Raw genomic sequence first — 14,475 nt, forward strand, 5'->3', positions numbered from 1 at the left:
CGTCTGACGGTACCCGCACGAAGATATCGGCCTGTTCGCTTCATACATCCTTGGCCTGCGCCACGCCCTGGCGCAGGCCAAGTGGGTTGTCCTGACGCACCTGAACCCCGACCGGGGTGGTGATCTCCGCCGGACGGCCGGCCGAATCACCCGCGCCCGCCACCACAAAGCCCGTAAAACCCGTAACAAAGCCTGTAAAGCCCGTAACGGCCCGCCAGTTGAACTGGCGGGCCGTTACTCAGGATGACGTCAGATCCTCACTGCCGTACCCGCAACTCGGTCAACGCCCGAAGCGGAAACACCGGTCGGTGATGTGGCTGCTGCCCCGGTGCCAGAGTCAGACCCGGCATCCGGTCGGCGACGGCCTGTATCGCGATCTCCAACTCCGCGCGGGCGAATCCGGCTCCGAGGCAGAAATGGATACCGTGCCCGAACGCGAGATGCGAGGCGGACCCGCTGTCCGGACTGAACGCGGCCGGACACGCGTGAGCGCGGCTGTCCCGGCCGGCCGCTCCGTACAGCAGCAGCAGCCGGCTCCCCGCGGCGAGGTGGACGTCACCGACCACTACGTCACGGGTCGCGGTCCGGTACATGCCCGCCAGCGGGCTGTCGAACCGCAACCCCTCCTCGACGAGGTCCCGTGTGGAGACCTTCCCGTCGACGACCTCGGCCCAGCCGCCGGGTGACCGAAGCTGCTGGTAGAAGATTGTGCCAAGAGCCTCGGCACAGGTCATGTGGCCCGCGAAGATCAGTGTGGGGACCTGGACGGAAACCTCGTCGGCGGTGAGCGTGCGGCCCGCCTTGCCGTCGTGGAGCAGCTCACTGATCAGGTCGTCCTGCGGTTCGGCCAGCCGCTCCTGCACCAGTGAACGGGCGAACGCTCCGAATTCCATCAGCCCGCGGGCGTATTCACGCAGCTGGTCGGGATCGGCGTTGCGCTGCGACATCATGAGTTCGATGCGCTGCTCGGACCATGTGCGGCAGCGGTCGAAGTACTCGTCCGGGACCCCAAGGCGCCGGCAGATCACCTCGAGGGCGTACGGAACGGCGAACGCCGAGATGAAATCGAACTCCGTCAAGGCCGCGGTACGCTCGACGAGGTCGGTGGCGATCGCACGGATCGTGGGTTCGAACGCCCTGACCCTGGCCGGTGTGAACCCGGCGTTGAGCACTTCCCTGACCCTGGCGTGCTCGGGCGGGTCGAGTGAGCCGACGGCCACCGCGTCGGCGCCGCGCCAGGTGCGGAACATCCGGCTCACGTCCTCCGGCAGCGCGACCGCGGGACGAGGATTGTGGTCACGCGCCGAGAAGCTCCGGTCGTCCCGCAGCACGGCAACCATGTCCTCGCGCCGGGTGACGCACCACGCGCCGAGCAAAGGAGCGTAGAACACCGGCTCCGCGTCTCCGACGTCGGCCAGGAATGAATACGGGTCGTCGCGATGTGCGCCATATGGGTCGAACGGCCTGCCTTCATGCAATTGACCAGAATCCACCGACGTAGCCATCTCGCCTCTCCAGCTTTCAGTAAACCATTCCCGGCAATGATCAGTGACGTTGCGTGATATCGCTCGGCCTGCCGGGGCCGAGGCAGGCCCGCTCGGCCTGAGAGTTATTCGGCAATCTTGACACAGTCACCCCGGTCAAAGTGCGGCAGTTCCTCGCCGTTCCATTTCCGTGGAGCGTCGGGGGGAAGGTCCGGTGGCGCCGCGTCGGCAGCCGTCTCGACGATGATGGACCGGACTCGAAGTACGGCCTTGGCGCAGCCCGGCGGCTACCAATCTTCAGGGTAGTCTAATCCAGTCCTTACGCCGTCTTCTTTGGGGTTTTTCCTAAAGTCGAAGCTGCTCACGCCGTGTCGTTGACACGACGGGAGGGGTCGTTCAGGATGGCGGACGGAACGATCACGCGAATTCCGGTGCGTCACTCCGGGTTCAGATTGTGCGTAGACGCCGGAGTTGCCTACGTATTGACCTGTTGTGATGTCGGGTGAGCATGAGCTTTGCGGCAATCATTCGTCTGTCGACAGTTCGCCGAGGTTTCACCGCGCGGCGAGGTGGGGCAAGGGCTGAGAAGGTATTTACGCAACATATCCAGCACAGTGATTTTCAGTGGTGCAATTCGCGAACCCCATGCGCGTAGGTTCCGACCAGGAATTGGGAAGGCGCGCGACCGGAGGAGAATCCCGATGAGCGCACTCGACACCTCGTCGACCGAACTCCAAGCCTTCCTGTCGCCGAGGATGGTGCAATCCACGGTATCGCCCGTGATGCGGCAGCAGGTTTCCGCACTGGAGCCGACCCTGGCCCGGATCTGCTCCTACCACCTCGGCTTCATCGACGAACACGGTGACCCCAGCAGTGCGGAGGGCGGCAAGCTGACCCGTTCCGCCCTCATGATGCTGGCGGCCGTTGGAGTCGGCCTGCCGCCGGAGGACGTGCGGTGCCAGGCGGCGGCACTGGAGTTGCTGCACAACTCGACCCTGATCCACGACGACATCATCGACGCGGACGAGCTGCGTCGCGGCCGCCCGGCCGCATGGAAGGTGTTCGGCGCCAGTCTGGCCATCCTTGCCGGGGACGCGTTGGAGGCTCTCGGGCTGCAAATGGTCGTCGACGACCCCGGCCCCGGCCGTGCGGAAATCTCCAGCGTGTTCGCCGAAGCCATCGGTCTGGTTCTCGCGGGCCAGGCTCGCGAGCTCACCGTCCGGCTGGGTCCGGACACCGGCATCGCGGAGTACGACCGCATCGTGGAGGAGAAGACGTCCGCCCTGCTGGAGTGCGCACTGGTGACGCCCGCACTGCGGGCGGGTAGGCCCGAGCACGTCCTGGCCGCCCTGCGCGGCGCGGGCAGGCATCTGGGCCTCGCTTTCCAGATCTTCAACGACGTCGAGGACATCTGGGGCGACCCCACGGTGACCGGCAAGCCCGTCCGGAGCGACATCCTGCGGCGCAACCCGACTTTTCCGGTGCTGGCGGCCTTGTCGGTCGACAGCCCGGCCGGCGAACGACTGCGCCGGCTGTGGCACGCCGACGGCACCACGGAGGCGCACCTCCAGGAGATGGCCGACCTCGTCGAGGAATCCGGTGGCCGGCACACGGCCGAGCGGCTGTCCCGCAACCATCTGGACTCGGCTCTGGAGTACCTCGGACAGGCCGAGCTGTCCCCGGCCGCGTCCACCGAACTGACCGCCTTGTTCGATCGCATCGTCAATCGCACGCCATGACCCGTAACTCCCGACAGGGACACCATCTGGATCGGAGTACATGATCATGGCCAGCACCCACGACAGCCCGGCCCCGCCCGTCATCCCCGGTCGAAGCACACCGGGGCGACGAGTTCCCGTACATCGTGATCGTCCTCGACCAGGTGGTCTGAACCTCGATTCCGGCGGAGGCCGTCAGTGAGTACCCCAGCTCAATTGCCTTTCGAGCAGACGAATGTGCTGCAACTCGCGCCAGGGCTGCGCACGCTCCAATCCCAGGGCGCGGTCCATCGGGTTCGTACTGCCGAGGGCGACGAGGCGTGGCTGGTCACCGGTCATGCCCAGGTGGCGCAGTTGCTCGACGACGACCGGCTCGGCCGCTCCAATCCCGATCCGGAGGCCGCGAAGGACACCGGGTCGGCGCTTCTCGCCAACCTGCTGGGCGACTTCGCCACCGACCACGCTCGGTTGCGTGCGCTGCTGGAGCCGCACTTCTCACCCGAGCGGATGGCGGAGCTGCGGCCCCACGTCGAAAAACTGACCGGGCGACTCCTGGACGAACTGGCCGAGCAGAAGACACCGGTGGACCTGCGCCGGGCGTTGGCGCTGCCGCTGCCGATTCAGGTGATGTGCGAGTGGTTGGGCGTGCCCCAGGAGGACAAGGACAAGTTCGGCGGCTGGACCCAGGACGCCGCCAACGTCGGGGACCCGGTCAGGTCCAAGCAGGGACTGGGCGAGTTGTTCGGCTATTGCCGGCAACTCGTCGCGGACAAGCGGCAGAATCCCGGCGATGACGCGATCTCCAGGATCTGCGCGAGCGAGGGGATCACCGACAACGAGGTCCTCGGACTGACGGCGTTGTTGTTGTTCGGTGGCTATGAGACCACGGTGGCCCGGATCGGCACCTGTGTGTCGCTGCTGTTGGCCAACCCCGGGCAGTGGCAGGCATTGCTGGACGACCCGGACCTCATTCCCGGCGCGGTCGAGGAAACCCTGCGGATGTCGATGCCGAACCCGCACAACGGCGGCATGCCCCGTTATGCGCTGACGGACTTCGAGATCGACGGAGTCACCATCCGGACCGGCGACTTCGTGATGCTGAACATCATCGCGGCCAACCATGACGAAACGGCCTTCGCCGACCCCGGCCGGATCGATATCGCTCGCGACACCACGGACAGCCTCGTATTCGGGCGCGGCGCGTATTCCTGTGTCGGCGCGATGATGGCCCGGATGCAGTTGCAGGTGGTGCTCACCCAGCTCGTCGCGCGATTCCCCACCATGCGTCTGGCTGTCGGTGTGGAGGAGTTGGGGCTGCGCCACAACACGCTGATCGGCGGGTTGATCCAGCTTCCGGTGACATGGTGATGGGATCCTGATGCTGCATAAGATATCTACCGGCGTAGTCACGAAGAGCCCGGATTCAGCCCGCGCATATCTCTTGTTGATGCGGCTGGACCGGCCTACGGGGTACGTGCTCTACCTGCTTCCAGGGCTGTGGGCCGTCGTCCTCGCCTCCGGGCGACGACCGGACCTGCTGACGGTGGCGGTTGTCGCTGTCGCCGCGGTCCTGGTGCGCGGCGCGGCCTGCGCGGTCAACGATGTGGTCGACAAGGAGGTCGACGCCCGGGTCGCCCGTACCGTGTCGCGGCCTGTCGCGTCGGGGACGATCAGCGTCGGGAACGCACTTCTGTTCGCCGCCGCACAGGGCGTGGTCGCACTGCTGATCCTGGCGGTGGCGAACGTGGAGACGGCCCTGGTCGCCGGGGCCTCGTACCCGTTGATCGTGGCGTACCCCTATATGAAGCGCATCTTCTTCTGGCCCACGGCGTTCCTGGCGCTGGTGATGAGCGTCTATGTGCTGATCGGCTGGACGGCGGTGACCGGGAGCTTCGACTACCCGCTCGAGGTGTACTGCCTGTACGCCGGTGGGGCCTTCTGGACCTTGATTCATGACGCGATCTACTCCCATCAGGACAAGGAGTACGACCGGAACATCGGTGTCAAGTCTTCCGCTCTGCTGTTCGGTGAGGCCACCAAGGTGTGGCTGGCGATTTTCGGTGTGGTCAGCGTCGGCGGCGTGCTGTGGGCCGGTTCCCAGGCGTCGATCGGGTGGGCCTTCTACCTGATCGTCGTGGGCGCGGCAATCTTCCTGTCCTATCTGGTCGTACGTGTGGACCTGGATGATCCGAAATCGTGCTGGGACGCCTTTGTCGCCAATACCTACTTCGGTTGGATCATTCTCGCGGCCGTGGTCGCCGGGCAGTTCACATGAAGGATGAGCTACGCGTGACAGATTCGATGTGGCAGGGGAGCGGCGTCGACCTGGACGCCTATCTGACCCGCGTGGGCTACCAGGGTGACGTGGCTCCGGACCTCGCCACGCTGCGGGGTCTGCACGCCGCCCACGTCGACGCGATCGCCTTCGACAACCTCGACGCGGTGCTCGGGCGGCCGACGGTGCCGTTGGACCTGGACAGCCTCCAGGAGAAGATCGTGCGACAGGGCCGCGGCGGCTGGTGCCTGGAACAGGTCGTCCTGGTGGCGGCGGTGCTGGACCGGATCGGCTTCACGTTCTCGGCGTTCGCGGGCAGAACGCGGATCCGCACCGGGAACAAATTCGGTCCCGCGCTCCACGTCGCCCTGTGCGTGCAGCTCGACGGCGAACCTTGGCTCTTCGACGTGAGTTTCGGCGCATACGGACCGCATGTCCCCATCCGCCTCGCCGAGAACTCGCGGCTGGACGGCGATTGGCCCTTTGACCTGGTGCGGGAACCGAATGGCGAATATGTGCTGCGGTTCCTGCGGCCGGAGGGACCGGCAGAGCTCTACGGTTTCACCACCGACGCGCGCTATCCGTCGGACTTCGAGCTCCTCAACCATTTCTGCCTGACTCACCCGCGCTCGCCGTTCAACCACCGGATGGTCCTCCAGCGCACCCAGCCCGAAGTGAGGCACCTCCTCGCCGGCAGCACTCTCACGGAAATACGTCCCGGGGAGCCGGCGACCTTCCGGGAACTCGACAAGGACGAGACGCTCTCCGCTCCCGAGGAGATCTTCGGGATCACCTTGGAACCGGGTGATGTCCAGGCGCTCAGGAAAATCTTGGACGGTCCGTGATGCGTACCTTGCTGCTGGACAACTATGACTCGTACACCTTCAACCTGTACCAGTTGATCGCCGACATCAACGGCCAGGAACCCGTCGTCATGGTCAACGACGATCCGATGTTGTCCAGCCTGCGGCTGGAGGACTTCGACAACATCGTCGTCTCACCCGGCCCCGGACGGCCGCAGAACGCCCGTGACGTCGGTCTCCTCGGCGATCTGCTGCGCCGCGCCACCCTGCCCGTGCTGGGCGTCTGCTTCGGCCATCAGATGATCGCGCACCTGGCCGGAGCGTCGGTGGTCGCCGCGCCCGAACCCAGACACGGACACCTCGCCAAGGTCTCCCACGAGGGAGATCCGCTGTTCGCCGGAGTTCCGAGTGAATTCGTCGCGGTTCGCTACCACTCGCTGTGCGTGCGGGAGCCGCTGCCCGAGGAACTCATCGCCACCGCCTGGGCGGACGACGGTGTGCTCATGGCGCTGCGGCACCGCGATCTGCCGCAGTGGGGCGTGCAGTTCCACCCCGAGTCGGTCGCCTCCCAGTACGGGCGTGAGATCCTTCAGAACTTCGCCCAACTGACCCGGCTGACCCGCCGTACGCAGCACGGACAACCGCCGTCCGGCACCGAGACCATCGCCGTCACCGCGCCGGCCGACGAAACGCCCGGCGCGGTCGAGGAACTGGAAATCATCAGCACGGTCGTGCCGACCGCCGCCGATTCCGAGGCCATTTTCCTCAAGCTCTTCGACAACACCCCGTACTGCTTCTGGCTGGACAGCAGCCGGGTGGAGGAGGGCCTGTCCCGGTTCTCGTTCCTCGGTGACACATCGGGCCCGCTCAGCGAGGTCCTGACCTACCGCACCGGCAGCGGGGCGGTGGAAGTGCGCGACGCGAACGGCGTCGACACCGTCCCCGGCAGCGTGTTCGACGTCCTCGAACAGCGGTTGCGCGAACGGCGCATACCCGACTCGGACCTGCCGTTCGACCTGACCGGCGGCTACGTCGGCTACTTCGGCTACGAGCTCAAAGCCGAATGCGGGGCCACCGCCCGCCACACCGCCGAAACGCCTGACGCCATGTGGATGTTCGCCGATCGCGTCATCGCGGTGGACCACCAGGAGGGACTGACCTACCTGGTGGCCGTCCACGACGAGAAGACCCGGCGCGACGCGCAGGAGTGGGTGGAACGGACGTCCGCGCTCCTGACAGGCATGAAACCGGCCGACGCCGAGCCGCCGCGCGAACCCGCCGCCGGCCCGCCCCCGAACGCCGAGGAGTACCTCGGCCGCGGCCGGAGCCAGTACCTGGCGGACATCACGGAGTGCCAACGGCAGCTGAACCGGGGCGAGAGCTACGAGATCTGCCTGACCAACCAGTTGCACATGCCGTTCCATGACGACGACACCTCCTTCTATCTGAGGCTGCGCCGGGCGAACCCGGCACCGTACGCCGCGCTCCTGCGCCTCGGCGACGTCACGGTCTTCAGCTCCTCGCCGGAGCGGTTCCTGCGCATCGAGAGAGACCGCACGGTCACCAGCAAGCCGATCAAGGGCACCGCCCCTCGCGACGCCGACCCGGTGCGCGACGCCGAGCTGGCCGCCACCCTCGCCACGAGCGCCAAGACACAGGCCGAGAACTTGATGATCGTCGACCTGTTGCGCAACGACCTGGGCCGGGTGTGCGAGGTGGGCAGCATCGACGTCGACCCGTACCTGGCCGTCGAGAGCTACGAGACCGTGCACCAACTGGTCTCCACCGTCCGTGGACGGCTCGCCGACGGGGCCAGCGCGATGGACTGCGCCCGGCGGTCCTTCCCGGGCGGGTCGATGACCGGGGCGCCGAAGCTGCGCACCATGGAGATCATCGACCGCTTGGAGACGGAGGCCCGGGGTGTCTACTCCGGCGCCCTCGGCTACTTCGGCCTCTCCGGCGGCACGGACCTGAACATCGTGATCCGTACCGCGGTCCGCGTCGGTGACCGGTTGTCCATCGGAGCCGGCGGAGCCATCGTCCTCGACTCCGACCCGCATGAGGAGTACGAGGAGATGCTGCTCAAGGCGGCGGCGTCGCTCCGCGCCTGGCGTGCGCCGACGGTGTCGGACGTGGGCGGCTCCCCACGATGAACACAGCGACGGGGTACCGGTCATCGACTCCTGGCTCCGATTCCTGTGGTGAACCCATGAAGGAGGTTTCCCGATGACCGCGGCACGTGAAGAGCCCAAGTACGAGCGTGACTTGCTGGTGCAGCTGACGCGCCGCTGGGGGAAGCGGGTGGCCGTCAAGAAGGACGAGCTCGACCTCGACGGTCACTTCGACGCGGCGCTGCCGGACTTCCCCGAACACCTCGTCCCGGTGCTGGCGCTGCCGGGTGCCGACCGGCTCGACCGGGACGCTCGTGAGCGCATCCTGTCCGCGGCGTGGATCTCCTACAACGCCAAGACCGCGGCCATTGAGGACGAGATCATCCTGCCGGCCTGCCGGTTGATGCTCCAGGAACGGATCCCCGTCCGCCGCGACGACATCGCCGTCGACGCGCTGCACCAGACGATCATCGATGAGCACTACCACATCCTGATGTGCCACAACGCCGTCGGCGTCACCCGCAGGCGGCGCGGCCTGGAGGACGTGCGGTTCGCGCCGGGCGTCTGGTCGGTCGTCCGGGGGCTGGAGGCGGTCCGCGTCGGGCTGTCCGGGTTCGACCGCGACATCGTCGACATCGCGTTCTCCCTGGCCGCCGAGACGACGATCAGCGGTTTCCTCTCCACGCTCGCCACCGCCGAGGAGATCCAGCCGATGAACCGGATCACCACCGATCTGCACCGGCGGGACGAGAGCGGACACGCGGTGGTGTTCCGCGAGTTGTGCGGCTCGCTCTACCGGAACCTGGACGGCGCACAGCGGGAGATGTTCCGCGAAGCGCTCGTCACCGGGCTGACCGCGTTCCGCTCCGCGGACCTGGACCCCTGGGTCACCGTGGCGGCCCAGGGCGGCTTCGAGATCGACACCGATCAGCTGAGCGAGTGGGCCGCGGCCCGTCCCGCGCCCGCGCGGGACACCGGACCGTTGCAACTGCTCCTCGACGACCTGGGCATCAGCCACGACCTCGTCGAGATGGTCCGGCGCTGACCGCCCCCCCGCACCGCCCAGCCATGAGAAGCGGACGGAGACCACGTTGACCCTCACCGGCGAAGCCGCCGCGGACTGGCGGACACTCGTCGCCCATCAGCGGCCGGAGTGGCCCAGCCCGGCTGAGCTCGGCGATGTGACGGATCGCCTGGCGGCCTCGCCCCCGTTGGTCACGCCACAGGAGTGCGACACGCTCACCGCGCAACTCGCCCGGGCGGCGGAGGGCAAGGCGTTCCTGTTGCAGGGTGGCGACTGCGCCGAACGTTTCGACCGCCTCTCGACGCAGGCGATTCACGGCAAACTGCGCCTCCTGGAGCGGATGGCCGTGATCCTGACGTACGCGTCGGCGGTGCCGGTGGTCAAGGTGGGCCGGATGGCCGGGCAGTACGCGAAGCCCCGATCCCGGCCGACCGAGACCGTCGACGGGCGCACGCTGCCGGTCTACCGGGGCGACGCGGTGAACGGCATCGGCTTCAGCCAGGCCGAACGACGGCCGGACCCGGCCCGGCTGCTTCGGATGTACGACGCTTCGCGTCACACCCTGGACGTCATGCGCGCATTCGCCCGTGGCGGCACCGATCTACGCCAACTGCACCAGGAGAACGAGGACTTCGTCTCACGCTCGGCTGCCGGTGAACGCTACGGCGAACTCGCCGGCCGAATCGGCCGGGCGCTGTCCTCCGAGGACGCGTGCGGCGGCGATCCGTCGCGCACCACGGAGCTGTTCGCCAGCCACGAGGGACTGCTGCTCGACTACGAGGCCGCGCTGACCCGCCACAACCCGCGTTCCGGCCGGAGGTACGCGGGCAGCGGCCATATGCTGTGGATCGGCGACCGCACCAGACAGCTCGACGGTGCCCACGTCGCCTACTTCGCGACCATCGACAACCCGATCGCGGTGAAGCTGGGCCCCGCTACCACGGCCGAGCAGGCGCTGGCCCTGATCGACCGCCTCGACCCCGACCGGCGGCCGGGCCGGCTGACGTTCATCGTGCGCATGGGGGCACACCGGGTGCGGTACCTGCTGCCGGAGCTCGTGGAGAAGGTCACGGCTTCCGGCGCGCCGGTGGTGTGGGTGTGCGATCCGATGCACGGCAACACCTTCGAGGCGCCCAGCGGGCACAAGACCAGGCGGTTCGAGGACATCCTCGCCGAGGTCGCCGGCTTCTTCGAGGTGCACGAGGCGCTCGGCACCCACGCCGGCGGACTGCATGTGGAGCTGACCGGCGAGGACGTGACCGAGTGCGTCGGCGGCGGCGCCGATCTGGGTTTCGACGACCTGCACCGCAGGTACGAGTCGGCGTGCGACCCGCGCCTCAACGGTGGCCAGGCGCTTGACCTGGCCTTCCGGGTGGCCGAGATGTTCAACCCGGGAGCGACCGGCTCATGGCGCCGGACGCGGCGGTGAAGGCCGCGGCCCCCCTCGCGCGGGCGGCGGCATCAGCCGGGCGGGGCGGTGGCCACTTCCGGGCGGGTACGGAAGTGGCCCCGGGTGAGGGTCCACATCATCGCGCCGCCCGCCAGGACGGCGCACAGGTGCAGGGTGATCGCGAGGCTCAGCCGCTCCGGGAGGACGACGTCCGGGGGTGACGCGATCGCCACGTACAGCGTGAAGGGCAGCTTCCAGCCGCTCCACGCGAACAGCGAGCCGGAACCGAGCCAGCCGAGGACCGACGGCAGCCAGCGGGGGAGCCGGCCGGGACCTTCGCGGCCCGGTCGTGCCACGGCGAACGCGGCGACCAGCGCCCAGGTACCGCAGATCCCGCACAGCAGGCGCCAGGTGGTGCGGCCCTCGTCGGGGTGGGCGAGGCCGGCGGTGCCGCCCGCCGCCCAGTACAGCCACATCAGCCCGACGGCGGCGCCGAGCGCCACGGCCGCCCGGCCGAGCGGCGAGGGCCCGCCGCCCCGGCCGCTGAACGCCTCCGGCCAGCGCCTGCGCAGATAGGCGGGGAGGGCCAGGGTGAGGCCCAATCCCATGCCGATGAAGCCGAACTGGATCAGAGCCGCCTCCCAGCCGGGCATCCGCGGGTCGTCGCCGCCCCCGGAGCCGTCCGGCTCCGACAGCAGCGAGTCGGCCACCGCGTACGGCAGCATCGACACCAGGAATCCGGCGCCGACCCAGGCGCAGAACACCAGTGGCACCCCGGGCAGCCGCATCCCCCACGGCCGGGCCAGGGCCAGCCCGAGGGTGATTCCGACGGCCGCCATGCCGACCGTCACGGTGTTGAGCACCACCCATTCGGCGAGTCCGAACCCGGCCCCGACCGGTGCCAGGCCGAGCAGCGAGCCGACCACCCACGACACCTTGATCACGGCATACGGGGCCATGGCGGCGGCGCCCCCGTACGCGGCCAGCCGCCCCATCCGGTCCCACCGGTCCATCGAGCTCTCCTTCTGTGCGATGCGATCATCTTCGCGCTCGGTGCCGGGGGCCGCCTCCCTCTCCGGGACCATCCGGCTCCGCCGTGCGGGGGAGCCGGATTCGTTCCCGGGCAGGACGGGCGGGGAGCGGAAAGCTGGCCGAATTCATTCCTATTGCGCGGCTATTTTCTTCATCGCTCAACAAAGAAGGACCCAATTCGCGGCGCTTTTCAGTCGATAGCGCCGATCCATAAGCCTGGTGCTGATGTGGCCATTGCGGACTGCTGTGGCGTAAGGTGCTCGATCGGCCCCTGGGGCCGTGCCATCACCTGATCACCGTAGGCAGCAAGGTGCCTATGGGGGAGCGGCGTTGACCTCAAGAGGACAGCGGTGTGGCGAAGCGTGATCGCATGCATGCGCTTCGGCGTGAAAAGGAGGGGGAGCGGTTCCGTTTAGAGGGTCGGTGCGCAGCAACCTGACAGCGGCGGCGCATCGGTGCACGCCTCATGAAAAACGGTCGTTTACTTGGTCTTTGGCCGGTGAGCGCCTTGACTCGCTTACGGTTGACCAAATCTGTTGGCTCAATCTAGTGTCCAATACACTGCTACGCACGGTGTCATTCCGCTCGGGTGAATTCTCATGGCTCGGTGGATGGCGGCTGAGGCGAACCGGTGCATGCCAATCGACGGGGGATTCGGGATGGGTGTGGCAATTGATCCACGTGGTATTGATCCACGTGGTGCCGATGAGACGGTGGAACGCTCCGAGGACCACGCGTCTCATCTGGAACAGGCGCTCTTACAGGCGCGCAAGCTGATCGAGTCCACGGTGCTGCTGCATTCGCGCAGACTGACGACGCCCTCGCCGGTGGTGCGCACCGACGGCGCCCGGCTCGGCGACTCCCTCGCCCAGCTCATCGGCGGGGCCCGGTACTCGGTGGCCGTGACCCTCACCGGCGCGGGCGCCTTCGAGAACGCCGTGATCGGGGCCTTGGACCGCACCCCGAGCCGGGCCGTGGTCCGGATGCTGTGCAATGTGCCGGCCGCCGAGGGGGTGGCCGAGCGGCTGCGCCCGCTGACCCGGGTGCGCCCCGAAGTCCGCGTCTCGCAGAGCGAGTTGCGCGGCATCGTGGTGGTCGACGGCGCCTCGGCGCTGGTGCAGACCCACGACCAGGAGCCGGAGGGGCAGGTCGCCGTGGTCAACGACATCGGCGCCGTACGGGCCCTGGAGCTCCTCTTCGCCGGTGCCTGGTCACGCGGCCGCAAGCTGGCGGACCACCTCGGGCTCGCGCCGAGGCTGCGCACCGAGTTCGCCCGGACCGTTCTGGAGGCCCTGCGCGCCGGTCACACCGACGAGACCGCGGCGCGGGCGATCAATGTGTCGCTGCGCACCTACCGCAGGCATGTCGCGGAGATCATGCGCGAGCTGGACGCCAGCTCCCGCTTCCAGGCCGGGGCGCGCGCGGTCGAGCTCGGCCTGCTCGCCGACTGAGGGCGACGACACAACGCTGTCGGGACCGGGCCGCCACGGGGACCGCGGCGGCCCGCTGATCCATATCTTCAGGGGGATGGTTGGCATGTCCGGTTGGCGCGAGGACGAGCTCGAAAAGGCCCTGTTGGAAGCGAAGGCGCGCATCGAGTCGATGGTCGCGCTGCACCGGGACCGCAGCTCCCAGGAGCAGCTCATCACCGTGGTCGACAACGCCTATGACGTGGTGCTGGAGACGGCCGGTGGCCTCGTCAAGGAGGCCAGGACCAGCATCGACATCATCCACGCGCGGCGGCCGTCCAGGATGGACCGGCTCCAGCGGCGCGGCGACCAGGTCGAGCGGGGTCTGCTCTACGGCGCCCAGGAGGGCGTGACGATCCGGCTGCTGACCACGCCCACGCTGCTGGACGACGACTTCGTCCGCGAACAGCTGGGCCGGGAGCGGCCGGTGGCCATCCGGGTGGCCCATATGCCGCCGCTCCAGGCGCTCATCGTGGACGACAGCGTGGCGCTGGTCGTGGCCGAGTCGGCGGCCGGCCGGCGGACCTCGGTGATCCGGGTGGCGGAGCTGCTGCACTCGCTGCGCATGCTCTTCGAGTCCATCTGGAAGGACGCCTTCCGGGCCGGGGAGCGGTTTGTCTTCGGGGACCGCACCCGGGCCGCGTTCGCCCGGCGCATCCTCAGGTACCTCCAGGCCGGGGTCACCGATGAGGTCGCGGCCCGTGAACTCACCGTCTCGGTGCGCACCTATCGGCGCTATGTCGCCGACATCATGTCCCAGCTCGGCGCGAACTCCCGCTTTCAGGCTGGAGTTCGCGCCGCTGAGCTGGGGCTTCTCCCGCCTACGCCGGGGGCGGAGCCGAATGGCCGCGGCTAGGTGGGTCCGGCGGATCTTGCCGCCTGCGGCGAGCTGTCCCCCTCCCCGCCCCTCCCCGTAACCGGGGCTCCGCCCCGGACCCCGGGTGGGGGTTGTGTCCCGGCCCCGGGTTCCGGGTGGGGGCTTTGCCCCGGGTCTCGGGTGGGGGCTTTGCCCCGGGTCTCGGGTGGGGGCTTTGCCCCGGGTCTCGGGTGGGGGCTTTGCCCCGGGTCTCGGGCGGGGGCTTTGCCCCGGGTCTCGGGCGGGGGCTTTGCCCCGGGTCTCGGGCGGGGGCTTTGCCCCGGGTCTCGGGCGGGGGCTTTGCCCCGGGTCT

General features: G+C 68.3%; 11 protein-coding genes. 9 read left to right on the forward strand and 2 right to left on the reverse strand.

Going from position 1 to position 14,475, the window contains the following annotated elements; genetic code table 11:
- Window positions 1–257: 257 nt before the first annotated feature.
- The gene (locus AB0E24_RS24255; protein WP_309145677.1) at window positions 258–1,391 is read right to left on the reverse strand and encodes a cytochrome P450; all 1,134 of its coding nucleotides are present in this window, start codon (window positions 1,389–1,391) and stop codon (window positions 258–260) included.
- 794 nt (window positions 1,392–2,185) lie between these two features.
- Here AB0E24_RS24255 and AB0E24_RS24260 point away from each other — a divergent pair.
- The 7 genes from AB0E24_RS24260 (at window position 2,186) to AB0E24_RS24290 (ending at window position 10,844) form a co-directional block, all read left to right on the forward strand.
- On the forward strand, window positions 2,186–3,223 hold the full coding sequence (locus AB0E24_RS24260; RefSeq protein WP_231981258.1) for a polyprenyl synthetase family protein: 1,038 nt from the start codon (window positions 2,186–2,188) through the stop codon (window positions 3,221–3,223).
- A gap of 177 nt (window positions 3,224–3,400) precedes the next feature.
- Complete coding sequence (locus tag AB0E24_RS24265; RefSeq protein WP_069867811.1) at window positions 3,401–4,570, forward strand: cytochrome P450; 1,170 nt, start codon at window positions 3,401–3,403, stop codon at window positions 4,568–4,570.
- Between the two features lie 79 nt (window positions 4,571–4,649).
- Complete coding sequence (locus AB0E24_RS24270; RefSeq protein WP_359379807.1) at window positions 4,650–5,477, forward strand: 4-hydroxybenzoate octaprenyltransferase; 828 nt, start codon at window positions 4,650–4,652, stop codon at window positions 5,475–5,477.
- A gap of 14 nt (window positions 5,478–5,491) precedes the next feature.
- Window positions 5,492–6,322, forward strand: coding sequence for an arylamine N-acetyltransferase family protein (locus AB0E24_RS24275; RefSeq protein ID WP_359379810.1), 831 nt, complete (start codon window positions 5,492–5,494; stop codon window positions 6,320–6,322).
- Window positions 6,322–8,433, forward strand: a complete 2,112-nt coding sequence (gene pabB, locus AB0E24_RS24280) for an aminodeoxychorismate synthase component I (protein ID WP_359379813.1) — start codon at window positions 6,322–6,324, stop codon at window positions 8,431–8,433. Before AB0E24_RS24275 ends, pabB begins: the two co-directional genes overlap by 1 nt.
- Window positions 8,434–8,506: 73 nt before the next feature.
- The gene (locus tag AB0E24_RS24285; RefSeq protein ID WP_069867807.1) at window positions 8,507–9,436 is read left to right on the forward strand and encodes an AurF N-oxygenase family protein; all 930 of its coding nucleotides are present in this window, start codon (window positions 8,507–8,509) and stop codon (window positions 9,434–9,436) included.
- Between the two features lie 46 nt (window positions 9,437–9,482).
- Window positions 9,483–10,844, forward strand: coding sequence for a class II 3-deoxy-7-phosphoheptulonate synthase (locus AB0E24_RS24290; protein WP_283883699.1), 1,362 nt, complete (start codon window positions 9,483–9,485; stop codon window positions 10,842–10,844).
- Window positions 10,845–10,876: 32 nt separating this feature from the next.
- Here AB0E24_RS24290 and AB0E24_RS24295 read toward each other — a convergent pair whose 3' ends face one another.
- Window positions 10,877–11,818 (reverse strand): hypothetical protein, encoded by a 942-nt coding sequence (locus tag AB0E24_RS24295; protein WP_079260701.1) that lies wholly within the window; start codon window positions 11,816–11,818, stop codon window positions 10,877–10,879.
- Between the two features lie 732 nt (window positions 11,819–12,550).
- Between AB0E24_RS24295 and AB0E24_RS24300 the strand changes: the two genes are divergently transcribed.
- Together AB0E24_RS24300 and AB0E24_RS24305 are read left to right on the forward strand one after the other, a co-directional pair.
- Window positions 12,551–13,288, forward strand: coding sequence for a helix-turn-helix domain-containing protein (locus AB0E24_RS24300; RefSeq protein ID WP_231981256.1), 738 nt, complete (start codon window positions 12,551–12,553; stop codon window positions 13,286–13,288).
- A gap of 85 nt (window positions 13,289–13,373) precedes the next feature.
- Complete coding sequence (locus AB0E24_RS24305; protein ID WP_069867805.1) at window positions 13,374–14,162, forward strand: helix-turn-helix domain-containing protein; 789 nt, start codon at window positions 13,374–13,376, stop codon at window positions 14,160–14,162.
- The last annotated feature ends 313 nt before the right edge of the window (window positions 14,163–14,475 follow it).

It is taken from the genome of Streptomyces malaysiensis subsp. malaysiensis, assembly GCF_040653035.1.
Taxonomy (GTDB): Bacteria; Actinomycetota; Actinomycetes; order Streptomycetales; family Streptomycetaceae; genus Streptomyces; species Streptomyces malaysiensis.

Coding starts and splice junctions, on each gene's coding strand:
- pabB (WP_359379813.1), top strand. CDS start 6,322: ATGCGTACCTTGCTGCTGGACAACTATGACTCGTACACCTTCAACCTG.
- AB0E24_RS24285 (WP_069867807.1), top strand. CDS start 8,507: ATGACCGCGGCACGTGAAGAGCCCAAGTACGAGCGTGACTTGCTGGTG.
- AB0E24_RS24295 (WP_079260701.1), bottom strand. CDS start 11,818: ATGGACCGGTGGGACCGGATGGGGCGGCTGGCCGCGTACGGGGGCGCC.
- AB0E24_RS24305 (WP_069867805.1), top strand. CDS start 13,374: ATGTCCGGTTGGCGCGAGGACGAGCTCGAAAAGGCCCTGTTGGAAGCG.
- AB0E24_RS24270 (WP_359379807.1), top strand. CDS start 4,650: ATGCGGCTGGACCGGCCTACGGGGTACGTGCTCTACCTGCTTCCAGGG.
- AB0E24_RS24260 (WP_231981258.1), top strand. CDS start 2,186: ATGAGCGCACTCGACACCTCGTCGACCGAACTCCAAGCCTTCCTGTCG.